Source organism: Gordonia sp. ABSL11-1, assembly GCF_030315685.1.
Lineage (GTDB): Bacteria > Actinomycetota > Actinomycetes > Mycobacteriales > Mycobacteriaceae > Gordonia.
The window spans coordinates 1-24,180 of sequence record NZ_JASXSI010000007.1 but is presented as its reverse complement, the minus strand read 5'-3'; the positions used below and the strand labels follow the sequence as shown (position 1 = coordinate 24,180).

22 protein-coding genes and 1 pseudogene are annotated in these 24,180 nt (G+C 69.0%); 8 read left to right on the top strand and 15 right to left on the bottom strand.

What is annotated here, in order from left to right:
• Positions 1-18 precede the first annotated feature (18 nt).
• Positions 19-1,164, top strand: a complete 1,146-nt coding sequence (gene metX, locus QSJ19_RS09920; protein ID WP_286320060.1) for a homoserine O-acetyltransferase MetX — start codon at positions 19-21, stop codon at positions 1,162-1,164.
• Here the strand turns inward: metX and QSJ19_RS09915 are convergent.
• From QSJ19_RS09915 to QSJ19_RS09905, 3 genes are all read right to left on the bottom strand, one after another.
• Positions 1,161-2,678 (bottom strand): Hsp70 family protein, encoded by a 1,518-nt coding sequence (locus QSJ19_RS09915; RefSeq protein ID WP_286320059.1) that lies wholly within the window; start codon positions 2,676-2,678, stop codon positions 1,161-1,163. The genes metX and QSJ19_RS09915 overlap by 4 nt on opposite strands.
• Before the next feature lie 151 nt (positions 2,679-2,829).
• Positions 2,830-3,147: a DUF3017 domain-containing protein gene (locus QSJ19_RS09910; protein WP_286320058.1), complete on the bottom strand. Its 318-nt coding sequence runs from the start codon at positions 3,145-3,147 to the stop codon at positions 2,830-2,832.
• A gap of 47 nt (positions 3,148-3,194) precedes the next feature.
• Complete coding sequence (locus QSJ19_RS09905; protein WP_286320057.1) at positions 3,195-4,073, bottom strand: bifunctional methylenetetrahydrofolate dehydrogenase/methenyltetrahydrofolate cyclohydrolase; 879 nt, start codon at positions 4,071-4,073, stop codon at positions 3,195-3,197.
• A gap of 38 nt (positions 4,074-4,111) precedes the next feature.
• On the opposite strand from QSJ19_RS09905, the gene QSJ19_RS09900 reads away from it, so the two are divergent.
• Positions 4,112-5,080 (top strand): serine/threonine dehydratase, encoded by a 969-nt coding sequence (locus tag QSJ19_RS09900; protein ID WP_502876129.1) that lies wholly within the window; start codon positions 4,112-4,114, stop codon positions 5,078-5,080.
• Positions 5,081-5,257: 177 nt separating this feature from the next.
• On the top strand, positions 5,258-5,722 hold the full coding sequence (locus QSJ19_RS09895) for a tRNA (cytidine(34)-2'-O)-methyltransferase (RefSeq protein WP_286320056.1): 465 nt from the start codon (positions 5,258-5,260) through the stop codon (positions 5,720-5,722).
• Positions 5,723-5,751: 29 nt separating this feature from the next.
• Here the strand turns inward: QSJ19_RS09895 and QSJ19_RS09890 are convergent, their stop codons facing one another.
• From QSJ19_RS09890 to QSJ19_RS09865, 6 genes are read right to left on the bottom strand one after another with little or no spacing between them, the layout of a single operon-like run.
• Positions 5,752-5,979, bottom strand: a complete 228-nt coding sequence (locus QSJ19_RS09890) for a DUF167 domain-containing protein (RefSeq protein WP_286320055.1) — start codon at positions 5,977-5,979, stop codon at positions 5,752-5,754.
• 33 nt (positions 5,980-6,012) lie between these two features.
• Positions 6,013-9,258, bottom strand: a complete 3,246-nt coding sequence (locus tag QSJ19_RS09885) for an error-prone DNA polymerase (protein ID WP_286320054.1) — start codon at positions 9,256-9,258, stop codon at positions 6,013-6,015.
• Positions 9,161-10,744 carry an MFS transporter gene (locus QSJ19_RS09880; RefSeq protein WP_286320052.1) on the bottom strand — a complete coding sequence of 528 codons (1,584 nt, stop codon included), beginning with the start codon at positions 10,742-10,744 and terminating at the stop codon, positions 9,161-9,163. The genes QSJ19_RS09885 and QSJ19_RS09880 overlap by 98 nt, the downstream gene beginning before the upstream one ends.
• Entirely contained in the window at positions 10,741-11,310 is a 570-nt protein-coding gene (locus tag QSJ19_RS09875; RefSeq protein WP_286320051.1) for an isochorismatase family protein, read from the bottom strand. Before QSJ19_RS09875 ends, QSJ19_RS09880 begins: the two co-directional genes overlap by 4 nt.
• Positions 11,311-11,329: 19 nt before the next feature.
• Positions 11,330-11,764: a MarR family winged helix-turn-helix transcriptional regulator gene (locus QSJ19_RS09870; protein ID WP_286320050.1), complete on the bottom strand. Its 435-nt coding sequence runs from the start codon at positions 11,762-11,764 to the stop codon at positions 11,330-11,332.
• Positions 11,765-11,812: 48 nt separating this feature from the next.
• A complete protein-coding gene (locus QSJ19_RS09865; protein WP_286320049.1) occupies positions 11,813-12,007 on the bottom strand; it encodes a hypothetical protein in 195 nt (64 codons plus the stop codon).
• A 99-nt stretch (positions 12,008-12,106) separates the two neighbouring features.
• Between QSJ19_RS09865 and QSJ19_RS09860 the strand changes: the two are divergent.
• Both QSJ19_RS09860 and QSJ19_RS09855 read left to right on the top strand, forming a co-directional pair.
• A pseudogene (locus tag QSJ19_RS09860) lies at positions 12,107-14,052 on the top strand (SDR family oxidoreductase).
• Positions 14,049-15,131, top strand: coding sequence for an alanine racemase (locus QSJ19_RS09855; RefSeq protein ID WP_286320048.1), 1,083 nt, complete (start codon positions 14,049-14,051; stop codon positions 15,129-15,131). The pseudogene QSJ19_RS09860 and the gene QSJ19_RS09855 overlap by 4 nt, the downstream one beginning before the upstream one ends.
• A gap of 3 nt (positions 15,132-15,134) precedes the next feature.
• Here QSJ19_RS09855 and QSJ19_RS09850 read toward each other — a convergent pair whose 3' ends face one another.
• From QSJ19_RS09850 to QSJ19_RS09840, 3 genes are all read right to left on the bottom strand, one after another.
• Positions 15,135-16,730: a DNA polymerase Y family protein gene (locus QSJ19_RS09850; protein WP_286320047.1), complete on the bottom strand. Its 1,596-nt coding sequence runs from the start codon at positions 16,728-16,730 to the stop codon at positions 15,135-15,137.
• Positions 16,730-17,503, bottom strand: a complete 774-nt coding sequence (imuA', locus tag QSJ19_RS09845; RefSeq protein WP_286320046.1) for a DnaE2-dependent mutagenesis accessory factor ImuA' — start codon at positions 17,501-17,503, stop codon at positions 16,730-16,732. The genes QSJ19_RS09850 and imuA' overlap by 1 nt, the downstream gene beginning before the upstream one ends.
• A gap of 130 nt (positions 17,504-17,633) precedes the next feature.
• The gene (locus QSJ19_RS09840; protein ID WP_286320045.1) at positions 17,634-18,671 is read right to left on the bottom strand and encodes an Rv2578c family radical SAM protein; all 1,038 of its coding nucleotides are present in this window, start codon (positions 18,669-18,671) and stop codon (positions 17,634-17,636) included.
• A gap of 79 nt (positions 18,672-18,750) precedes the next feature.
• Between QSJ19_RS09840 and QSJ19_RS09835 the strand changes: the two genes are divergently transcribed.
• Complete coding sequence (locus tag QSJ19_RS09835) at positions 18,751-20,019, top strand: serine/threonine-protein kinase (protein ID WP_286320044.1); 1,269 nt, start codon at positions 18,751-18,753, stop codon at positions 20,017-20,019.
• Positions 20,020-20,042: 23 nt separating this feature from the next.
• On the opposite strand, the gene QSJ19_RS09830 is transcribed toward QSJ19_RS09835, so the two are convergent.
• Together QSJ19_RS09830 and QSJ19_RS09825 are read right to left on the bottom strand one after the other, a co-directional pair.
• Positions 20,043-20,714 carry a response regulator gene (locus QSJ19_RS09830; RefSeq protein ID WP_286320043.1) on the bottom strand — a complete coding sequence of 224 codons (672 nt, stop codon included), beginning with the start codon at positions 20,712-20,714 and terminating at the stop codon, positions 20,043-20,045.
• Entirely contained in the window at positions 20,711-22,024 is a 1,314-nt protein-coding gene (locus tag QSJ19_RS09825; protein WP_286320042.1) for an ATP-binding protein, read from the bottom strand. Before QSJ19_RS09825 ends, QSJ19_RS09830 begins: the two co-directional genes overlap by 4 nt.
• A gap of 98 nt (positions 22,025-22,122) precedes the next feature.
• Between QSJ19_RS09825 and QSJ19_RS09820 the strand changes: the two genes are divergently transcribed.
• Positions 22,123-23,550 (top strand): PspC domain-containing protein, encoded by a 1,428-nt coding sequence (locus tag QSJ19_RS09820; RefSeq protein WP_353507136.1) that lies wholly within the window; start codon positions 22,123-22,125, stop codon positions 23,548-23,550.
• Complete coding sequence (locus QSJ19_RS09815; protein WP_286320038.1) at positions 23,547-23,759, top strand: hypothetical protein; 213 nt, start codon at positions 23,547-23,549, stop codon at positions 23,757-23,759. The genes QSJ19_RS09820 and QSJ19_RS09815 overlap by 4 nt, the downstream gene beginning before the upstream one ends.
• Before the next feature lie 39 nt (positions 23,760-23,798).
• Here QSJ19_RS09815 and QSJ19_RS09810 read toward each other — a convergent pair.
• The coding region (locus QSJ19_RS09810; protein ID WP_502876128.1) for a GMP synthase (glutamine-hydrolyzing) at positions 23,799-24,180 on the bottom strand (382 nt) is incomplete at its 5' end.

Here is a 24,180-nt window from a genome sequence, read left to right as displayed (position 1 = left end):
ACGAAGAGTGAGTGAATTGTGTCGGTGAGTATCGAATCGAAGGCCCAGCCCGCTGATCGTCCTGACTGGGAATCCGTCCCGGACGGGGCGATGTCGAGCGCACACATCGGTTCGGTCTCACTCGACAACGGTGGTCGGATCGACGACGTCACCCTGGCGTTCCAGCGCTGGGGGACGTTGTCGCCGACCCGGGACAACGTCATCCTCACCCTGCACGCCCTCACCGGAGACTCACATGTCACCGGCCCCGCCGACGATGCGCACCAGGCGGCGGGCTGGTGGGACGGTCTCATCGGGCCGGGCGCTGCGATCGACACCGATGAGTGGTGCGTCATCTCGGCCAACGTCCTCGGCGGATGCCGCGGGTCGACCGGACCGGCGTCACCCGGTCCCGACGGCCGTCCGTGGGGTTCCCGATTCCCGGCGATCACGGTCCTCGACCAGGTGCGCGCCGAGCGAGCGCTGATCGATCAGCTGGGGATCACGGGTATCGGCGCGGTGATCGGCGGGTCCATGGGTGGTGCGCGCGCCCTCGAATGGGCCATCGAGTATCCGGAGCTCGTCCGCAGCGCACTGGTCCTGGCCGTCGGTGCCCGCGCCACCGCCGACCAGATCGGCACGCAGACAACGCAGATCGCGGCGATCAAGGCTGACCCCGCCTGGCAGGGCGGTGACTATCACGCGTCGGGACGGATCCCGACGACCGGCCTCGGCGTCGCCCGCCGCATCGCGCACCTGACCTATCGGGGCGAGGCCGAGCTCGATCAACGGTTCGCCAACGACGCCCAGGTCGACGAGAACCCGCTCGGCGGCGGCCGATACGCGGTCGACAGCTATCTGCAGCATCAGGCCGACAAGCTCATCCAGCGCTTCGATCCCGGGAGTTACGTGGTCCTCAGTGAGGTCCTCAACAACCACGACGTCGGGCGCAACCGCGGCAGCCTGGAGAAGGTGCTGCGCGAGTGCACTGTTCCGGTCATCGTCGGTGGGATCGCCTCGGATCGACTGTACCCCTTGCGTTTACAGATTGAACTGGCCGAGCTGCTGGGCAACTGCGTCGGCGGCCTCCAGGTGGTGCACTCCGACAACGGACACGACGGATTCCTGACCGAATTCGACGCGATCAGCGATCTGCTCAAGCAGACCGTGGAGATCGCCCGCTAGTCGCCGAGCGGGGGCGGGGTCGGCGTCGTCGTCACACCCGGCCGTGTGACATCCCGATCGTTCGCCCCTTGCGGATTCGCGCCCTGTGGCGTCGGCGACGACGGGGTCTCCCGCTGAGGTACCTCATCACCGGGCGTCGGCGGGGGCGGTGTCGGCGCGGTCGTCTGCGGCGCCAGCCCGGGCGGCAGGAACTCCGGCGGGATCGTCGGCGTGGGCCTGGTCCCGGTCGGCCACGGTAGCGACGGCAACGGGTACGGCGAGAGGGTCCGCGTCGTCGTCGACGGTGTTCCCGGCTGCGTCGTCGGCGGCAATTCCGTTGTGGCCCAACCCGGTGCGTCGCCCCAGCGCGGTTCGGTCCGCTGCGGCGTGGCCACCGGCGCCTGCTCCGGGATCTGCGGAATCTCCGGCTCGGGCTCCCGGGTGGTGACCGCCTGCGACTGCTGCTGCGACGACACGGTGTCGTCGGTGGTGCTCGTGGGCGCTGCCGTCGTCTGCGACGACGGCGACGGCGCGGGTCCGTTCTGTCCGGTCAGGGAGGAGCTCACCGCGTAGATCGTCATCATCGCCGCCGCGAGGATCGCGCCGACGACGGCAAGCGGTGTCGCCGACAACCACTCGCGATTGCGGCGGCCGCCGATGAACGCCAGTCGCGATGTGGCCTCGGTGACTGTCTGGGCACGCGCCAGGATGGCCGCGCCGATCGAGGCGGCGAGTTCGGGCGCATCCGGGACGACAACCTCGACGCCGTGTTCACGGGTGACCATCGTCCGCGCTGCGGACAGGTTCGCGATACCGCCGACCAGGACCACCGCCTCGGGATGGACTCCGCGGTCGGCGAGGTCACCGAGGTAACGGGTGAGAACGCTGCGCGCCTCGTCGATCATCGGGCCCGCGGCCGCGTCGATCGTCTCGCCGGTGAGTGTCATGTGACCGCCGCCGTCGGCGACAAGAATCGAACCCGTACCCGCCGACGTCGACGGCGCGGAGATCTCCTCCTTCGCGGTGCGGCACGCGCTGAGCAACGCACCCCGGCGCACCCGGGCACCGATCGGGTCCTGTGGGCTGTCGTCGGACACCAGCTGCGTCACGATGGCCCGGTCGAGTTTGCGTCCGGTGAGCGCCCGCGACCGTTCCGGATCGGAGATCCGGCTCGTCGACGGCTCGACCGTGTACAGGGACATGCCGGTGTCGCCACAGTCCACGATGACGACGGAGGAGAACCGGTTGATCTGACCTGTGGCCGACAGATAGGCGACGACGGCCTCGTCGTCGTGTATGAGGTGGATCTGGCGGCGCGGCCCGGCGCCGCGGGACTGCAGTTCGCGGCGCTGCTTGGCGGTCCGTGCGGCCACGCCTATCGGTCCGACCCGGACGTTCGAGTCGCGGGCGGCTCCGAGGACGAGGTCGATGCCGGCGTTCACCCGTCCGGCGACGTCGAGTCCATCGCTGCGATCGACGTCGATGACCCGGGTGTCGACGATGCTGCGGCCGACGTCGTCGCGCGTGAGCAGCACATAATGAATCATCCCGTCGCCGGCGGAAACGCCCATCGACGTCGATTCGCCGGGCATCGTCGAGCTCTCGGTGGTGATCGTCGAAGTGATACGTACTCCCCCGGATGTCGTCGCCCTCAGGGCTCAGGTCACGTGTTGATATCTATTGTAATCAATCTGTGCCCAAGGGATCGATCGACGTCGCCAACCAGAGTATGAGAGTCCCCACCGTCGCCATGGCGGCCACGTCGAAGAAACGGCTCCTCACCTGGAGCAATCCGGCTCTCGAGGTCGGTATGAGTGCTCGGAGCAATGCACCGAGCAAAAGTGCCGAACCGAACACGAATGCTCCGCGACGCCAGCGGTCGAACACCACGAGAACCGCGGCGACCAGCAGTCCGAGCAGGACAAGGAAGTACGGGATCTGCACCAGATACCGCCTGACGGCCCGTGCGTGACGGATTCGCTCGACGCGCGTGATGGTGCTCACCCGGTCCGTGCGCGGGGTCGTCCGGCCGCCGCCGTCGGCGTCCGGGCTCACCCGATCGGTCCCGCCCCGGCGCGTTCGGCCAGCTGCGCCTCGGCGCGCTCGACGACGTTGACCAGCAGGAAGGCCCGGGTCAACGGTCCGACACCGCCGGGATTGGGCGACACGTGGCCGGCGACCTCCCAGACGTCGGGGGCCACGTCACCGGTGAGCCCGGCGTCGGTACGGCTGACCCCGACGTCGATCACGGCGGCACCCGGCTTCACCATGTCGGCGGTGATGAGGTGCCCCACGCCGGCGGCGGCGATCACGATGTCGGCGCGCGACACCTCGGAGGCGAGATCGCGGGTACCGGTATGACACAGGGTCACGGTCGCGTTCTCGCTGCGTCGGGTCAGCAGCAGACCGATGGGTCGGCCGATCGTCACGCCACGGCCGACGACGACCACCCGCGCGCCGGCGATCGGGATGTCGTATCGCCGCAGCAGGTGGACAACTCCGCGCGGGGTACACGGCAGAGTCGACTCCTTGCCGAGTACCAGGCGACCCAGATTGATCGGGTGCAGTCCGTCGGCATCCTTCTCCGGATCGATGCGCTCGAGGGCCGCGTTCTCGTCGAGATGGCGCGGCAGCGGCAGCTGAACGATGTAGCCGGTGCATGCGGGATCGGCGTTGAGGTCGTCGATCGCGGCGTTGAGCTCCTCCGTCGTCGCATCGGCGGGTAGGTCCTTGCGAATCGACGCCACCCCGATACGGGCGCAGTCGGCGTGCTTGCCCTTCACATACGACTGCGATCCCGGGTCGTCGCCGACCAGGACCGTGCCGAGCCCGGGCGTGATGCCCTCGGCACGCAGCTTCTCCACCCGCACGCTCAGATCGGTGAAGATCTCGTCGCGGGTCGCCTTGCCGTCCAGTCGTATCGCACTCACGGGAATCCATTGTTCCATTCCGGATATCGTTGCTCTACGTGGACACACGACCGGGGACGCAGAGAGTGCCGCAGCGGATCACCGCGGACGATGTGCGTGAGGCACAGGAGCGGATCGACGGCCACCTCCGGCGGACCCCGACCCTGCGCTCGAGTCTCGTCGGCGTGAACGGACCGGTCGACGTCGTCCTCAAGCTCGAGTACACGCAGATCGGCGGATGCTTCAAACCCCGCGGGAGTCTGAACGCGGTGCTGTCTGCCCGCGCCGACGGCCGCCTCGGCGAGGCGGGCGTGCTCGTCGCGTCCGGCGGGAACGCCGCCATCGGGGCGGCGTCGGCGGCGCGGATCGCGGGGACCACGTGCACCGTCGTCGTGCCCGAGACCGCTCCCCGGGTGAAGGTGGACCGACTCCGCTCGCTCGGCGCCGTCGTCCATCAGGTCGGCGACCGTTATCAGGACGCCGCCGACGCGGCGGTGCAGATCGCCACCGACTCGGGCGCCCTGCTGTTGCATGCCTACGATCAGCCCGACATCGTCGCGGGCGCGGGCACGATCGCACTCGAGCTCGCCGAGGACGTCGACGGTCCGCTGACAACGGTCGTCTGCGTGGGCGGCGGCGGCTTGCTCGGCGGACTCACCGCGGCGATGCGTCCGGGCGACCGGGTCGTCGGCGTGGAACCGGCGGGGTCGTCGTGTCTGCACCGGGCACTCGAGTGCGGCGAGCCGGTACCCGTCGACCTCGACAGTGTGGCCGCCGATTCGCTCGGCGCGACACGGCTCGGCGACATCTGCTGGGCGACCATCGCCGACCGTCCGGTGTCGAGCGTGGTGGTGACCGACGATGAACTCGTCGCGGCACGACAAACCCTGTGGGAGTCCTTCCGAATCCTCACCGAACACGGCACCGCGACCGCCGTCGCCGCCGTCCTCACCGGAGCCGTTGCACCAGAACCGGATTCGACTCTCTGCATCGTGCTGTGCGGTGCGAACACCTCGCTCGAGGTGTGATCGACGCATCGTCGGTCGGCCGAATGATGATCGCCGCGAGGCGTTCCACCCGTCTGGCCGGCAGGGCTACCGTGCGGGGCATGCACCCCAACGCGCCGGTGCGGTGATCGGGTGGCTGGCCATCGCTCCTGGGTCAGGCGGTCACGCCGCTGAGCAGCGTCGTACTGTGAGCACATCATGTTTCGCATCATGTTCTACCAGCCGTGCATCCCGCCGAACACGGGTAACGCGATCCGGTTGGCCGCCAACACCGGGTGCGAGTTGCACCTCATCGAGCCGCTGGGATTCTCGATGTCGGATGCGCAGGTGAAACGCGCCGGACTCGACTATCACGAGATGGCCACGGTGACAGTGCATCCCGATATCGCGGCAGCGTGGACAGCACTGCAGCCGGAGCGGGTGTTCGCGTTCACCGCCCGTACGACGCGCTACCACACCGACGTCGACTACCGTCCCGGCGACGTCCTGCTGTTCGGGCCCGAACCGACCGGGCTCCCCGACGACGTGCTGGATCAGCCGGAGGTCACCGAACGGCTGCGCATCCCGATGCTCGCCGGACGCCGGTCCCACAATCTGGCCAACGCGGCCAGCATCGTCGTCTACGAGGCATGGCGACAGAACGGCTTCGGCGGCGCCGTCTGATCCGCTCGGCCCTCAGCCGATCCGGGAGCTCAGTCGATCCGGAAACGTTTGGTCCGGGCAGTCGCGCCACCGACGAGTGCGACCTTGCTCTTGGGCACCCCGAGATGCTGCGCGAGGATCTCCGCGACAGCCTTGTTGGCGCGGCCCTCGGCCGCCGGCTCGCGGACGAAGATGGTCACCGAACCGTCCGGCCCGGTCTCCACCAGGGGACCCTTGCGGCTGCTCGGCTTCACGGTCACCACGATCTGCCTCGGCATGGCGGGCCTTTCTCTTCGTTGATGCCAGTCTGTCTAATGCCAGTCCCTGGAACGAGTTCCGACCCGGAGATCCAGGCGCTGCAGTCGTTCTGCCACAACCGTCACCGCCCCCTCGGCGTTCTGCACGGTCCCCCGGATCAGCAAAGCCGATGCCGAGTGTGCCAGACTCCGGTGCCGAGTCCACAAGCCCACCGAGCAGACGACGTTCACCATGCCCGTTTCGTCCTCCAGGTTGATGAACGTCACACCCGAGGCCGTCGCCGGACGCTGCCGGTGGGTCACCGCCCCCGCCACGCTCACCCGTGAACCGTCGGCCACCGACAGCAGTCCGTCGGCGGGGATGACCCCCATCGCGTCGAGCCGAGGGCGCAGGAACTGGGTCGGATACGACGTCGGCGTGATGCCGGTCGCCCAGGCATCGGTGGCCGCCAACTCCACATCGGACAGGCCGGGGAGGGTCGGTGTGGCCGCCGCCGATTCGAGAGGGAGCTGATCCGCCCGCACGGTCGCCGCGGCGCCCGCCTCCCACAACGCCTGTCGTCGACTCATCCCGAATCCGGAGAACGCCCCGGCACCGGCCAACCCCTCGAGTTGCCGGGACGTCAGCTCGGCACGACGGGACACGTCGGTGACATCGGCGTAGTCGCCGTCACGCTCACGGCACTCGACGATGTGTTCCGCAACGTCGTCGCCGATACCGCGTATGCCACCGAGCCCCAGCCGGACCTCCATCCCCTCGTTCTCCAGATTCGCGTGCGGAAGGGAGATGTTGATGTCGGGGCGGTGCACCACGACACCGTGCCGGCGGGCGTCGGCGACCAGTGATTGCGGCGAGTAGAAGCCCATCGGCTGCGCCCGCAGCAACGCCGCACAGAACGCGGCGGGATGGTGCAGCTTGAACCACGACGAATAGAACACCAGTGAGGCGAAGCTCTGCGAATGACTCTCCGGAAAACCGAAATTGGCGAACGCCGCCATCTTCTCGAAGACCCGGTCGGCCATGTCGCCGGTGATCCCGTGCAACTCCGCCATTCCGGCATAGAACCGTTGCCGGAGACGCTCCATCCGCTCAGGCGACCGTTTGGAACCCATCGCTCGTCGGAGCTGATCGGCCTCTGTCGCGTCGAATCCGGCGACATCGACGGCGAGTTGCATGAGCTGCTCCTGGAACAACGGCACACCGAGGGTCCGATCGAGGGCCTTGCGCATCGACGGATGCTCGACCGTCGCCTCCTCGATCCCGTTGCGCCGCCGGATGTACGGGTGCACGGAACCGCCCTGGATCGGTCCCGGCCGGATGAGGGCGACCTCGACCACCAGGTCGTAGAAGTTGCGGGGCTTCAGCCGCGGGAGTGTGGCCATCTGCGCGCGCGACTCCACCTGGAAGACCCCGACGGAGTCGGCGCGACACAGCATGTCGTAGACAGCGGACTCGGTCAGGTCGAGGGTCGCGAGATCGATCTCGAGGCCCTTGTGATCGGCGACCAGATCGATCGCATAGTGCAGAGCCGAGAGCATGCCCAGTCCGAGGAGATCGAACTTGACCAGGCCGATGGCGGCACAGTCGTCCTTGTCCCACTGCAGGACACTGCGGTTCTCCATACGCGCCCACTCCGTCGGGCAGACGTCGGCGATGGGACGGTCGCAGATCACCATGCCCCCGGAGTGGATGCCCAGATGCCGTGGCATCCCGAGGATCTCCGAGGCGAGTTCGGTGACGTCGTCGGGCGCCTGGTCGGGCATCCGGCTCCACGCATCCTGCTGCCCGGTGGCGTAGCCCAGCGCCCGCGACATGTCCCGGATCGCCGACTTGCCCCGGTAGGTGATCACATTGGCGACCTGCGCGCTGAAGTCCCGGCCGTAGCGGCGATAGACGTACTGGATCGCCTCCTCCCGTCGGTCGGACTCGATGTCGACGTCGATGTCCGGCGGTCCGTCGCGTTCGGGTGAGAGGAACCGCTCGAACAGCAGCTTGTTCGCCACCGGATCGACGTTGGTGATGCCGAGGGCGTAACAGACCGCGGAGTTCGCGGCACTCCCCCGGCCCTGGCACAGGATGTCGTGGGTCTTGCAGAAGTTCACGATGTCGGCGACGACGAGGAAGTACCCGGGAAAGGTCAGCGTCTCGATGATGCGGAGTTCGTGCTCGATCTGCCGGTACGCCTGCGGGTGGGCGGCAGGTGATCCGTAGCGCCGCAGCGCTCCCGCCATGGTCTGCTCCCGCAACCAGGTGATCTCGGTGTGTCCCGCCGGGACGTCGAACGGCGGTAGCTGCGGCGCGATGAGTCCCAGTTCGAATGCACAGTCGGCGGCGAGCCCGACCGCGTTGTCGATCGCCTCCGGATGGCCGGGGAGGAGACGGGCCATCTCGTCGCCGCTGCGCAGGTGGGCGCCGACGACACCGGGGAGCCAGCCGTCGATCGTCTCGATGTCGGTCCTCGCGCGGACGGCGGCCACCGCCATGGCGAGTCGTCGGCGGCGCGGTGACGCGAAGTGCGCCCCGGTGGTCGCCACCGTCGTCAGCTCCAGCTCCGCGGCCAGACCGGCCAGGGTCGCGTTGCGCTCGTCGTCCTCGGGCAGCCCCTGGGCGGTCAGTTCCACCACGACATCCGTGTGCCCGTGACGCTCGACCAGATCATGCAACGCCGCCCTCGCCGCGTCGGGACCGCCGCGATCGAGCGCCCGCCGCACCTGCCCCTTGCGGCAGCCGGTGAGGATCAGCCAGTGACCGCCGGACCGGTCCGGCAGGGCGTCGCGGTCATAGCGCAGGAGCCCCTTCTCACCCGCGATCATGTGTGCCTCGGAGATCGTCCGTGACAGTCGGCGATAGCCCTCGCCATCACGGGCGATCACCAGGAGGTGGTCACCGGGCGGATCCGGCACGCCGGTCCGCGTGACGTCGGGTTCCAGGGACAGCTCCGCACCGAAGACCGTCGGAAGGCCGAATTCCCTTGCCGCCTCGGCAAATCTGACGATGCCATAAAAACCGTCGTGGTCGGTGAGGGCCAGCGAGGAGAGACCGAGCCGCTGCGCCTCCTCCACCATCTCCTCCGGCATCGACGCACCGTCGAGGAAGCTGTAGGAACTGTGTGCGTGGAGTTCGGCGAACGGCACCGCCGACCGCCCACGTTCGATGCCCTCGGACCGATAGGCGCCCCGCTTACGCGACCAGGCCGGGCTGTCACCACCGTCGCCGAGTGCGCCGGAGTTGTCGCCGGGACCGAACGCCTCGCCCGGTCGGCCGCCGCCCGGTGCACGACCGGAGAGCACTCGCTCCATCTCCGACCACGTCGGTGGCCCCTGGTCCCATCCCACCCCGAGAGTTTATCGAACATGTGTTCGATGACTCAAAAGGTGGGCGCCACCCGACGACGCGCGGCACCTGACGATCGGCCACGGTCATCACCATCAGGGCGACGCCGATCCCGACGACGACCCAGCCGACGACGTGGAGGCCCGAGTCGGTGGCGTGGGCACCGAACGCCAGACCGATCAGGCTCGACGAGAAGATCGCTCCGAAGTACGCAAAGGTGCGATAGAGACCGGAGGCCACCCCGATGGTCTCCGGCGGGCTCTGTGCGTACAGCGTCGCCTGGTTGGCGAACCCACTGAGCCCGTTCGCCAGCCCGAACAGCACCGACATCAGCACCAGCACCCAGATCGCCGAACCGCTGTCGATGGTCACCGCGAGCACACCCGATGCCGCGAGCCCGGCGCCGGTGAGGATCAGCGGCACCCGCACCCACCCGTGGGTCGAGTTGATCCGCGCCACCACGATGCTGACGGCCGACAGCGGGATCAGGATCAGGCCCACCTGTGACGCGTCGTAGCCCGCCGCCCCCTCCATCCACTGACTGATCCCGTACATCGCCGCATACGATCCGAGCGCGGCCAGCGCCTGTCGGAGATAGGTACGCACGAGCGGAGCATTACCCGCCAGCATGCGTACGTCGATGAGCGGTCGGGCAGCGCGCCTCTCCCACCACACCAGCAGCACGATCGTGACCGCGACGCCGGGGATCAACCACCACGTGGGCGATGCCAGATCGCTGAGCAGACACAAGGCGCTGACGACGGCACCGGCGAAGAGGACGATCCCGACCACATCGGCCGTCCGCATCAGAGCACGAGGCCCGCCGAACGTGACCGGCGGGTCCCTCGGGACGCTGCGCAGCACCCATACCAGGGTGAGGACAGCGACCGGGATGTTCACGAGGAACACTGCGCGCCAACCGAACACGCCGGTGAGAACCCCGCCGACCGGCAGACCGACGACCGCGATGACCTGGGCGGCGATCGAGAAGCCGCCCAGCACCCGGGTCGGCACCCCGATCCCGACGGAGTCGGCGCGTTTGCGCACCAACGACATCGCCGTGGGATAAGCGGCCGATGTCCCCACCCCGATCAGAGCCCGGGACAGCACGAGAAACCCGAACGCGGGTGCCAGCGCACCGATCACCCCGGCAGCGACGAGGATGAGCAGGCCCGAGATGAAGACACGGCGATCTCCGAAGATCCGCGCGAGTTTGCCCATCGTCGGCTGCATCACCGCGCTGCACAGATACAGCACCGAGATGAGCATGGCCGTGGACTGCGGGCCGCGGTGGAAATCGACCCCGATCCCGACCAGCGCCGTGGCCATCATCGAGCTGTTGATCGGGTTGAGGGTCGACCCCATCATCAAGGGGCCGGTGAACCGCCATCCGAACGGCTTGTCCGGCGCGGTACCCGTCTCAACCCGCTCGACGGCCCGGTGGGCCGTCACCGGCGGGTGGCGTCGAGGAGCTCGAGAAGCTCTGCGGTCGAACCGGTCTCGGCGATACGAGGGAAGATCGAGGTCAGGCTGTATCGATGTCGGGTCTCGTCGGAGTCGGTCATCGCATCGACGGGCAGGGTGACATGGAAGCCGGCCTCGTGCGCATCCCGCGCGGTGGATTCCACGCCCGCACCGGTCGCTATACCCACGACGACGACCTGTGTGACTCCGCGTTCACGCAGCCCCTCGGCCAGACCGGTTCCCGAGAACGCGCTCACCGAGTGTTTGACGACGGCGAGATCGTCGGCGCGCGGGGCGAATTCGTCGATCAACTCGTCCCAGCCGGCAGGGAGCTCACGCGCCGAGCCGTCACTGAGATCGGTCCGGCCGGGCGGCGCGCCGGCGACGGTGACGAACACGACCGGCAGGTCGTGCGCCCGGAATCGCTCGACGAGGTCGGCCGCGTGCCCGACGACATCCATTGCGGGATGGGGGGCGAGTTCGCGTCCGACGATCCCGCGCTGGAGGTCGACGACGATCAGCGCCGTCCGCGGGTCCAGGGTGGTCATGGCCATGTCGTCGTCCTCTCGATCATCACGACTCGGCGAGCCGCTTCAGGAGCCGGGCGGCAGAGGCCAACCGTTCGATCTCCTCGTCGGTCAGCACGTCGGCCATCTGTGCCGTGAGCCAGTCCTCGCGGGCCAGCCGTCCGGCGCGGAACTCGTCGCGGGCGCGTTCCGAGACACTCAGGATCGTCTTGCGCCCATCGTCGGGATCACGTGCGCCGACGACCATGTCCGCCTCCAGCAGTGCGGACACGATCGCCGCCATCGACTGGGGTCGCATCCCCTCCGCCCGAGCGAGTTGGTTCGCGGTCGAGGGCCCGTCCCGCTCGAGCCGTCCCAGTACGTTCAGCTGGGACCTGGTCAGGTCGGCACTCGGGACCTCGTGCCGCAGCCGGCGCATGAGCTGGCCGAGTGCGATCCTGAGGTCGGCGGCGACGGCAGCAGTGCCGGACGTGTCGTCCACTCCGACGACGGTACCAGATAGTCAGCCAACTGAACAGTTGGCTGACTATTACCTCAGATCCCGAACGCCGGCGGGTACTCGATCACGCCACTCGAGACCGGGAGCGCAAGGCGCAAGGGCCTCCCGACGCGCGTCGACGATACTCGCCTCATCCGGCTGATCGAACGCGTCCGTCACGACGTCGCGGATCGTGGCGACGTCGTCACGGGAGATGCGGGTCGCGATCCGATCGGGGCGTGTCATGATCCACAACCCGAGCCCCGTCACCAACCTTGCCATTCGTCGATGTAAGTGTCACTCTGTGTACAAACCGACTACTTACCGAGCGGTAAGGACACGCCCATGACGACCTACTTCATCACCGGCGGCAGCGGATTCATCGGACGCCGGGTCATCGACAGACTCCTCACGGTGGAACCCGAGGCACGGATTCTCGCGCTCGTCCGCGCGGGATCGCTGTCCCGTTTCAGCGAGCTGCTCGCCGACATCGACCCGACCGGACGGGTCCGACCGGTCGCCGGCGACCTCACCGCGCCCGGACTCGGTCTCGACGGTACGGAGCTGCCGCCCATCGACCACGTCCTCCACCTCGCCGCCATCTACGACATGACCGTCGACGCCGACGCCCAGCAGGCGGCGAACGTGGAGGGCACCGCGCGGGTCGCCGACTTCGCGACCGCCCGGGACGCGCTACTGCATCACGTGTCGTCGATCGCGGTCGCGGGCGATCACCGTGGGACGTTCACCGAGAGCGACTTCGACAAGGGGCAGGGCTTCCCCTCCCCGTATCACCGTACGAAGTTCGAGGCGGAGAAAGTCGTCCGGGAACGAGATGGCTTGCGATGGCGCGTGTATCGGCCGTCGGTGGTCGTCGGCGACTCCCACACCGGCGCGATGGACAAGATCGACGGACCGTATTACTTCTTCCCCCACCTCTCGATGCTCGGGCGACTGCCGTCGGCGCTCACGCTCCCCATGCCCGATCTCGGGAACACCAACATCGTCCCCGTCGACTACGTCGCCGATGCGATCGTCGCCCTGTGCGCCGTCGACCCGGAACGCAGCGGGCAGGTCTTTCACCTGGCCGATCCGCGCCGGCGCACCATCACCGGGATGTACAACGCGATCGCACCGGGTTTCGACGCTCCCCGGGGACGTGATGTCGTCCCGAACGGGATCGTCGAACCGCTGCTCACCCTGGCCGGCACCGGACCGTTCCGCGTGGGACGCGATCTGGTCGCGACGCAACAGGGCATCCCCCGGCGCTGCTCGACACGATCGCGCTGACCGTCGACTTCCGCGCCGACGACACCGCCGCCGCGCTGGCCGAACGCGGCATCATCCTGCCGGACCTCGACGACTACGGCCCGCGCCTGTATCGGTACTGGGCGGATCATCTCGACCCCACCCGGCACCGCCGGACGGACCCGCGCGGGCCGCTGGTCGGGAAGACGATTCTGATCACCGGCGGTTCGGCCGGGATCGGCAAGGCCACCGCCCGTATGTGCGTGGCCCGGGGCGCGGACGTCATCATCGTCGGCCGCACCGCCGACGCCCTCGACGCTGCAGTGTCCGAACTGCGCGCGACCGCGAGCAAGGACGGCGTGCCACCCGGCCGCATCCACGGATACCCCTGCGACATCACCGACGAGGAATCCGTCGCCGGTCTCGTGAAAACCGTTCTCGCCGAACATGACCACATCGACGTCCTGGTGAACAACGCGGGCCGCTCCATCCGTCGGGCCGCCGTCAACTCCACCGAACGGCTGCACGACCATCAGCGACTGATGGCGGTCAATTACTTCGGGGCCGTGAACCTCACCCTCGGACTCCTTCCCCACATGGTGGAGCGGCAGTCGGGCCACGTCGTCAATGTGACATCTGTCGCGGTGCAGTCGCGGGGTGCACGGTTCGGCGCGTACGCGGCGTCCAAGGCGGCCCTCGAGGCCTTCAGCGACGTGACCAGGGTGGAGACCCTGTCCGACCATGTGACCTTCACCAACGTCCGGTTGCCCCTCGTCCGGACGCGCATGATCGCGCCCACCGAGGCCTATGAGAACCAGGCGGGCGTCTGGGGTGTGGACAAGGCGGCGTCGCGGGTCCTGCACGGAATTCTCGATCGGCCACGAAACGTCAACTCCCCCATCGGCATCCTCGCCGAGCTCGGACATCGATTCACCCCGAAGCTCATCACCAGGGTGCTCCACCAGGAGTATCTGATGTTCGGTGAGTCGGCGGCCGCCCTGGGCCGGTCCGCGGACACCGACGACGACGAATCCGGCTCGTGAACGACACGCCGTATCTCACCGTCGACGTCGGGCGTCTCGACCGCAACATCCATGCCGTGGCCACCCGCGCAGCCGTGGCCGGCCTCGATCTCCGGCCACATGCGAAGACCCACAAGAGCGTCGAGATCGCACGGCGACAACTCGATGCGGGAGCAGTCGGCCTGACCGTGGCCACCATCGGCGAGGCGGAGGCCTTCGCGGCGGCCCACGTGTCCGGGGACGCCGATCTGTTCATCGCCTATCCACTGTGGGTGACCGAACACAAGGGCGCGCGCCTGCGCACCCTCGCCGCAGCGACGCGATTGCGGGTCGCCGTCGACTCCGTCGACGGCGCGAACCGTCTGGCCGCCGAGGTCGGCGACGCCGACATCGAGGTCCTCGTGGAGGTCGATTCCGGACAGCATCGGACCGGTGTGCCACCCGAGGACGCCGGGACACTCGCGTTTGCGGCCACCAGAGCCGGTTTGCGGGTCGTCGGCGTGTTCACCTTCCCGGGTCACGGATACGGCCCGGGCGACGCCCGCAGACGCGCCGCGGAACAAGAGGCCGCCGCTCTCGAAATGGCAGCACAACAGTTGCGGGACAACGGGATCGACCCGATCGTGCGGAGCGGGGGATCCACGCCGACGATCGAGTACGCGGGATCGGACGTGCTGACCGAGATCCGGCCCGGGGTGTACCCGTTCGGGGATGCGCAGCAGATGGAACTGGGGACGGCGACCGCCGACGACATCGCGCTCACCGCGGTGGCCACCGTCGTCCATCGCACCGGCAACCGCATCGTCACCGACGCCGGCAGCAAGATCCTGGGTGCGGACCGTCCCGCGTGGGCGCCGGGTTTCGGGCGGCTGCTCGATCACCCCGACGCGCGCATCACCTCCTTGTCGGAACATCACGCGGTGATCGAGTTCGACGACACGACAGGCGATGTCGGACCGCTGCCGGTTCCCGGTGACCGGGTGCGCGTCGTGCCCAACCACGTGTGCACGGCGGTGAATCTCGTCGACGGCGTGATCGCCGTCACCGCCGACGGCGTAGAGGAACACTGGCCGGTGATCGCGCGCGGCGCAAACGCCTGAGGCTCACTCGTACACCCCCTCCACGACCCAGGTCTGCGCGCGATACCTCAGCAACAGGGCGCGCGAGTCGTCAAGCAGGACCTGCGCACGGGCGACGACCGCGTCGCCGGAGGTGGTGTCGGCAGCGGTGTCCACGCCGGTCGGCCAGGGTCCGGCCCACCAGCGCAGCTCCCATGAGCCGCGGTCCCGGCCGTTGCGTTCCATCCGGATCGTGGTCGGCTCGGCGGAGAACCCGCCTCGGCCGGTGACCTCCACCGGACGGCCGGTCAGATCCAGCACCTGGATCGGGGTGTCCACCAAGACGGCGGGGGTCGGCTGTGGAACCCCACCCGGCCACGGCGCACCCGGGTCACGCGCCGGGACCCTCTCATCACCCAGCGAGACCATGGTGATCCGCTCCCCCGGTCCGCGACCGCCACTGGAGATGGGCAACTGCACAGCGTCTCCACCGAGCAGCCCCTGCACCCGGACCAGCGAACGTCGGGCACGTTCGTCGACCTCCGGATCCTCGGGTAACCCGTTGCCGTTCAACGCATACTGCAATGCGCCCGCCGCAACGACCTCGATGGGTTCCAGCCGCAGCATCCCGATCGGCGAATCCGGCCGGCCCTGCGCCCCCACCCGACCGCCGGTCAGCCACCCCTCGAGTTGCCACCGGATCCGATCAGCGGTCGCCTCCGGCGTGAGTGGCTGCGCACATCGCCAGGTCCGCGCGTGACGCTGTCCGCGTTCGGTGACCGCCTCCACCGTGAGCCGCGTGCACGCCACCGAGGCGGCGGCCAGTCGGCCCGCGAGCTCATCGGCCAGCCGCCGTCCGAGGAAGGCCGCGGAGTCGACCCGGTCGATGGGCGGGTCGCACTCATGCTCGATCACCAGGTCGGCAGGGGCCACCTGACCCGACGGCGGCCGGCCGGGCAGCGCGTTCGCCAGACGATGCGCGACGACCGCATCGGCGGAGAACCGGGTGGCCACATCCCGGACCGACATGTCCGCGAATGCGCCGATCGTCGAGATACCCAGTCGGCGAAGAAGATCCACAAGATCAGCGCGATCAGGGCCGCTCAGGCTCGGCTCCAGGGCGAGATCGGAGACCGGCCGCCGGGCGAGGAATGCGGCGTCGCCCCCGGGTTCGACATGATCACCCTGCCTCGCTGCCAGCACGGCGGTGAACAACTCGTCGGCGACACCCGCCTGGGCCTCGACACCAGAGGCGGCGACGGCGTCGATCGTCTTCTCGGCCAGCACGCCCTCACCACCGAAGTGACGCGTCGCCGTCGTCGACGGCATCACCAGCACACCGGGACGCAAGACCTCGACGACCGGGACCAGATCGGCCACCACCGCGACCACCGGCTCGAAGATCCGACCGTCCCGATGGTCGTCGGCGGCCACCACGGTCATCTCCGGGCAGACCGACTGCGCCTGTCTCTTCCGCATCCCGCGGCGGACCCCCACCCGACGGGCCGGTGCCGAGCACGCGACGACCCGGTTCGCGTGGAGCACCGCGATCGGATGCTGCGGCGGGATCTCACCGTCGATCGCGGCGGCCGTCGCAGGCCAGTCCGGACACCACAGCGCGAGCACACGACCGGCCCCCATCAGTTCGCCACCGCCAGCGTCGGGCGAGGCTGCGCCGCCGACAGCCCCACACGCCGATCCGGACCGGAACCGGTTGCCACCACCTCGATCTCGCCGATCCGACGACGATGTCCACGATCGGTGACGGCCACCCGCAACGACACCCCACCGATGCGTCCGAACCCCGCACGCGCCGCGGCGAGGTCGGCCGAACCGGTACCGCCGGGGAGGTGTCGGTAGGTCAGCACCTCGGCCTCCATCCGCACCTGCGCCCCCGGCCAGACACCGCCGACGGTGATCAGTGTCGACAACTGTTTGCGCACTCGCCCCATCACCACGCGGGTCCGCGACGGCGGCACGGAGATCCCGGACAGACCGAGCACCACCAGATCCATCCCGTCGAGCAGCACACCGGCCACCTCCACCGGATCGACGCCGGGGTCGGGCACCGTCGCGATGCGCGGCAGCTCCCCACCCAGCTCGACCACCGACCCGAGGTTGAGCTGTGGCAGGCCCACGATCCCGACCTGCCCGCCGGATGCGGTCACCGAGGCGATCATCGCCAGCAGGATCGACCGGGCGCCGGAGACGGCGACCACGCTTCCCCGTGCCAGCCCGCGCCGCGGCATCAACTCGGCCAGCACCTCCGGCACCGCCAAGACGTCGTCGGACCGATCGGCGACCTCGACCGACCGGCGATCCGGGCGGCCCGACATCGCCGCGATCTGACGCCGGAGACGATCGAGCTCATGACCGGCAGCGGTATCCGCGACAGCATCGACAGACACACTCATACATCCTCCTGACCAGCGACTTTCCGCAATCAGCGCGCCGGGAAGATGCATGCTGTTCGAACATGTTTTCGATTGATTCGATACTAGGACGGGCCACCGACAACCGTCAACGCGTAAGGTCGGAGGCCGATCAGAACAGGGTCAGGGCCTGCTGCAACTCGGGCTGCGCCACCGCACCGGCGGCCGCACCCGAACCACTCGATGCCGCCCCGCGCAGCCCCTGGGCGCCGGCGAGTCCGTGTCGCTCGACCAGCGGACGCATCCGCTCACGCAGCCAGGAGGAGTACTCGGGCGTGACATAGGCACCCCGGCCGTACAGACCCCGATAGCGACGCACCAGCGCGGGATGCTCCTGCGCCACCCACTCCATGAACCAGGGTTTGGTGGCACCACGCAGATGCATCGGGAACGCCGTCACCCCGGATGCCCCGGCATCGGCGAGTGCGGACAGCAGGCCGTCCAGATGAGCCGTCGAGTCCGTCAGATACGGGATCACCGGCGCCACCATCACATGTGGCGCGAAGCCGGCATCGGCGACCGCCCGGATCAGCTCCAGCCGCGCCTTCGGGGTCGGCGTGCCGGGCTCGATGGCCTTCTGCAACTCGATGTCGTTGATGGCCAGCGAGATCGCGATGCTCACCGGAACCTTGCCCGCCGCCTGCCGCAAGAGCGGCAGATCCCGGCGCAGCAACGTCCCCTTCGTCAGGATCGAGAACGGTGTCGCGGCCTCCGCCAGCGCCGAGATCACCCCAGGCATCAGACGATAGCGACCCTCCGCACGCTGGTACGGATCCGTGTTGGTGCCGAGCGCCACCGTCTCCCGCGACCACGACCGGCGCCGCAACTCCTTGCGCAGCACGGCCGCGACGTTGAGCTTGACCACCACCTGCGTGTCGAAATCACGTCCCGCATCCAGATCGAGATACTCGTGGGTCGGACGCGCGAAACAGTATCTGCACGCGTGGGTGCATCCGCGAAAGGTGTTCACCGTGAACCGGAATGGAAGATTCGACGCCTCGGGAACCTGATTCAGGGCGCTCTTGGCGAGGACCTCGTGGAAGGTGACACCCTCGAAATCGGGGGTCTGCACCGAACGCACCAGACCGGCCTTGCCCAGGCCGGGCAGAGCACCGTCGTCGACCTCGACGCCTTGGTCGGACCACCGCATGGCCCTAGTCGAACATACGTGCGATTTGCGTGTCAAGCGTGGCCGTCCACACCCGGGCCCCTCCGACTATCATGCTGCTATGTCGCCCACCCGCCCCGAGAGCCACCGCACCCCAGGGCCGCAGTACCTGGTCGCCGGTCGCTACCGACTGTCGTCGCGCATCGGCGGTGGCGGCATGGGAACCGTCTGGCTGGCACGCGATCAACTCCTCGCGCGCGATGTCGCCGTCAAGCAGGTGGTCTCGACCGAGGGCCTCAGCGAGGAGACCGCCGAGAACATCCGCCGTCGCGCGATGCGGGAGGGGCGGATCGCCGCGAAACTCTCTCATCGCAACGCGATCGCCGTGCACGACGTCGCCCTCGACAGCGGTGAGCCATGGATCGTCATGGAGTACCTGCCCTCGCGCAGTATCGCCCAGATATTGCACAGCGCAGGCACTCTCGCGGTCGGCCAGGCCGCCCAGATCGGCGCGCAGGTGGCCGATGCGATGAGCGCCGCACACACCGCGGGCATCATCCACCGCGACATCAAGCCCGGCAACATCCTCATCACCACCACCGGCCGTGACGCCGGGCTGGTCAAGATCACCGACTTCGGCATCTCGCGGGCCAAGGACGACGTCAGCCTCACGCACACCGGCGTGATCACCGGCACCCCAGCCTATTTCGCTCCCGAGGTGGCCCGCGGTGCGGAACCCGACGAGGCATCCGACGTCTACTCCCTGGGTGCGACCGTGTACACTCTCGTCGAAGGTCAGCCGCCGTTCGGGGTGGACGACGACTCACTCGCACTGCTGCACAAGGTGGCTCGTGCCCGGATCACCCCGATGACCAGAGCCGGTGCACTGCAACCGGTCATCCTCGCGCTGCTCGAGCCCAGCCCGGCCAAACGTCCGTCGATGTCGGCCGCGCGTGATCTGCTCGCCCGGGTGGCCGCAGGCTCCCGTGGCAGCACGCGCGCCGTCCTCGACGGCCCGATCACCACCCCCGATGGAGGCGTGCCCACCTGGGCACAACGCTCCCCTCGCCCTCCGCGGTCCCATCCGACGGGAACGCATCTGCCGGTCGGCGGTCCGCCGCCGGGCGAGACCATCGCACCGGGCCCGGGTCGGGGGCAGTCGGGACAGTCCGGTCCGCACGTGACGACGGTGGACGGGTCGGCGCGCCCACGACAACCGTCACGATCATCGGCGCCCCGACCATCGATGCCCCGGCCGTCGATGTCACCGACGTCAACGCCACGGAGATCCGGCCCGTCGAATTCGTCGACGACACTGATCTTGTCGGCGTTCGCGGCCATCATCGTTCTCGCCCTCGTGGTCGTGCTGATCATCGCGGCCACGGCCTGACCGGGGCCCACCCCACGCCGAACTCAACCGATGTGTCGGGTGGCCGCCCACCGGGTCAACGCGTTGCGGTTGGACTGCTGGGTCTTGCGCAGCACGTTCGACGCGTGGGTCTCGACGGTCTTGATGGAGATGAACAGTTCGTCGGCGATCTCCCGGTAGGTGTATCCGCGTGCCAGCAAGCGGAGCACCTCGAGTTCACGCTTGGTGAGCGAGTCGAGTTCGGGATCCAGGGGCGGCTCCGGGGCCGCCGACTTCCCGGTGAACGAATCCAGCACGAAGCCCGCCAGTCGGGGACTGAACACCGCGTCGCCGTCGGCGACCCGGCGCACCGCATCGGCGAGTGCGGCGCCGTCGATGGTCTTGGTGACGTAGCCGCGCGCCCCGGCACGGATCGTCGCGATCACGTCCTCCGCCGCGTCGGAGACGCTGAGCGCCAGGAAGACCGGTCCGTCGTCGGTGGGCACGGCCTCGTTCACCGACCGCAGCACCGCGACCCCGCCGCCGGCCGGCATGTGCACGTCGAGGAGCACGACGTCGGGCTGCATCGCGAGGATGCCGTCCACCGCCTCGGCCACCGTGCCGGCCTCGCCGACGACCTGCAGCCCGTTCTCGGAGGCGAGTTCCGCGCGCACCCCGGACCGGAACACGGCGTGGTCGTCCACGAGAAAGATCGTGCAGGTCTCCGGGTCGGTCATCGAGATCCTTCCTGTTCGCGTGAATGATCCACCGGCACCACGGTTTCCGGGTGCTCGGAACGGCCGGTATCGTCTCTGCGGGGCATGGTGAGCCGGACGTTGGTCCCGCGGCCCGGCGACGAGTCGATCGCGACGTCACCGCCCGCGCGCTCCATGCGCGCCCGGATCGACCGGGCGATCCCCTGCCGGTCGTCGTCGACGACGTCGGGATCGAAACCCGCACCGCGATCGCGGACGAACACCTCGACCTGGTCGTCGGTCACCTCACCATAGACGTCGACCTTGCGTTCCCCGGAATGCTTGGCGGCGTTGACGAGTGCCTCACGGGTGGCCCCGACGAGCGCCGCCCACCGACGTCGGGCATCGGCCGGCTCGTCCTCGGGCCGAAGATCGCCGACGGTGATCACCTCGACCTCGATGCCGTAGTGATCCTCGACCTCGGCACCGACCCCCTGCAGGCCGGCCGACAATGACCCGGCACGCTGCGCGGGATCGCCGAACAGCCATCCGCGCAACTCCCGCTCCTGGCTGCGCGCGAGACGGGCGACCTCCTCGGGTTTGCCTGCCTGCTTCTGGATCAGCGCGAGTGTCTGCAGCACCGAGTCGTGCAGGTGCGAGGCGATCTCCTCCCGCTCGGCGTTGCGGATGCGGGCCGCGCGTTCCTCGTTGAGGGCGCGCCACATCCGCATCCACAGCGGCACGGTCAGCAGGACCACACCGATGAGCGTCGCCAGCACGGCGAGCACGGTGGTCGACAGCCCGCCGAAGCTCTGGTCACCGGCGAGCACGATCACCACCAGACCACCGATGACCAGCAGCGCTCCGCCGACCAGCCGCGTCCACGTCAGCACCGCCGGGGTGCGCGGCGAGGTCCGGGAGGTGTCGAACTCCCGCCACACCAGGCTGGCGCCCACGACGACGAACACGAACGGCACGAGGTAGGCGGCCGGGGTTCCCGACGCCGCGAATCCCACCACCGACATCGCCACCAGCCCGACGATCGCGAGGCCGTAGGCCTGACGGCGCTCACCGGGTGACGGCGGCGCCTCGTCGTGGCCGGGCGGGCAGAAGAACCACAACAGACCGTAGGCGAGCACCCCGGCCCCGGCGAGCGCGGCGAGCACCATGAACACGACGCGGACGCGGAACGCGTCGACGCCGAGATGATCGGCGACTCCGCCGGCGACACCCGCGATCACACGTCCCCCGTCGCGGCGCTCCAGCCGCGGCGTCGGTGCCGGGGCCGTGCGCGACGACGGCGGAGGTGACGACGCGGCGGGTGACGCCGGTACGGGCACACCACTACTCATGACTCGATAGTGGCACGCCGGCGCCCCCGAGGACATCAGGGACGAATCAGGGTCTTCCCCCGATGTGCCCGCGCGATCCGCCCGACAGGATGGGGACCATGGACACGAAGCAGTTCGAGGGGATGTGGGAGACGCGGCCGATCCGGCCCAACCGCAACCGCACGGTCGCGGGCGTCTGTGCGGGCATCGGCGCCCGGTATCGGGTGGACCCGACGCTGGTCAAGATCGCGTTCGTCGTGGCGACGTTGTTCGGCGGCAGCGGGCTCGTGCTCTACATAGCGGCCTGGGTGGCGTTGCCGAGCGAGGACCGCACCAACGACGAGCTCGGCTCGATCCGGCATGCGGGATCGGCCTTCCGGCACGGCGGACGACATTCCGGGCACCGCAGGCCGCAGTTCATCCTGCTCATCGTGCTCGCGATCATCATCCTGACCTCGTTCGGACCCAACGCCACCTGGAGTTCCGGCGGCCTGCTGGGCGCGGCGCTGATGCTGCTCGGCTGGTGGCTGCTCTATCAGCGCACCCCGGAGCCACCGATCGGGACGAGCGCGAACACACACCGGCAACCCGCGACATCCGGCGCAGGGGATCAGCTGCAGCCGTGGATACCCCGCGCGATGATGACTGTTCCCCGGACCTCGACGACGTCCGCGTCGAACCACTGGCCCGCGTCGGCTGCGGCGGCGACCGCACCGATGGCCACCGACTCCGGCGCCTCCGGACCTGGTGCGGGTCAACACTTCTCCGAGGAACCGACGTCGACCGCCGGGACGACGATCCCGGGCACCGTCGCGACACCCACCCCGACGGCAACCGGTGACCCGACCACCGACGACCTCCGTCGCACCCCGCCCGCCTGGGATCCGCTGGGGGCCGCGCAGTTCGCCTGGGATCTGCCCGATCCCGCTCCCGACCGACTCCCCACCGAGCCCGACGAGCCGCGCTCGCCGCTGACCCTCGTCGTCATCGGCCTGGCCGTCATCGTCGGGGCAGCAGGTGCCGCGCTGCATCGGGTGGGCGTCGACTGGTTCACCCCCGCCCGCATCCTGTCGATGTCGCTCGCGGTGGTCGGGCTGGGCCTGGTGTACGCCGGCCTGCGCCGTCGCCAGACCGGACGCCACAGCTCCGGACTGGTCCCGATCGCGCTCGCGCTCGGCGTCGCCGTCGTGGCGACGACCGCGGTCGGACACTTCGACGGACTGCCCGCCGGAGGCGCCGGGGAACGTGTCTGGAAACCGATCAGCGAGAACGACATCGAGAGCGAGTACACCCTCACGGTCGGCAAGATGGTGCTCGATCTGCGCGATGTCGAGCTCACCCGAGACCGGACCGTCGCACTGCACGGCGGGATCGGCGAGATCCAGGTCCTGGTCGGTGAGAACATGAACGTCCGCGCCGACTGCGATTCCACGGTGGGCGACTACGTCTGCCCGGCCGGGCTCGACGGTGGCCGCGACGGCACCGAGGGCCCTGTCCTGACGATCGACGCCACGACGAACATCGGCCATGTGGAGGTTGCTCGATGAGTACCGAACCGACCGTCCGCGACACCCGTCATCGTGCTCCCGGACTGATCGTCCTCGGTGTGATCGCCCTGGTGGTCGCCGGATGGGGACTCGTCGGCGACCTGACGCTGATGTCGGCGGCCGTCCTCGGCTGGATCGCCGTCGGAGGAGGCCTGGTGATCGGGTTGATCCTCATCCTCACCGGAGCCCGGTCGTCACGTCGCCGCTGAGCCCCAGAGACCGACCTCAACCCGCCGTACGAACCACCCTCACTCCCATTCGATGGTGCCCGGCGGCTTGCTCGTGACGTCCAGGACGACACGATTCACGTCGGGCACCTCGTTGGTGATGCGGGTCGAGATGATCTCCAGCGTCTCGTAGGGCACCCGGGTCCAGTCCGCGGTCATCGCGTCTTCGCTCGACACCGGGCGCAGCACGATCGGGTGCCCGTAGGTGCGCCCGTCGCCCTGCACACCGACACTGCGCACATCGGCCAGCAGCACCACCGGACACTGCCAGATCTGTCCGTCGAGCCCGGCTGCGGTGAGCTCCTCCCGGGCGATCAGATCGGCCTTGCGCAGCATCGACAACCGGTCGGCGGTCACCTCGCCGACGATGCGGATGGCCAGGCCCGGACCCGGGAACGGCTGG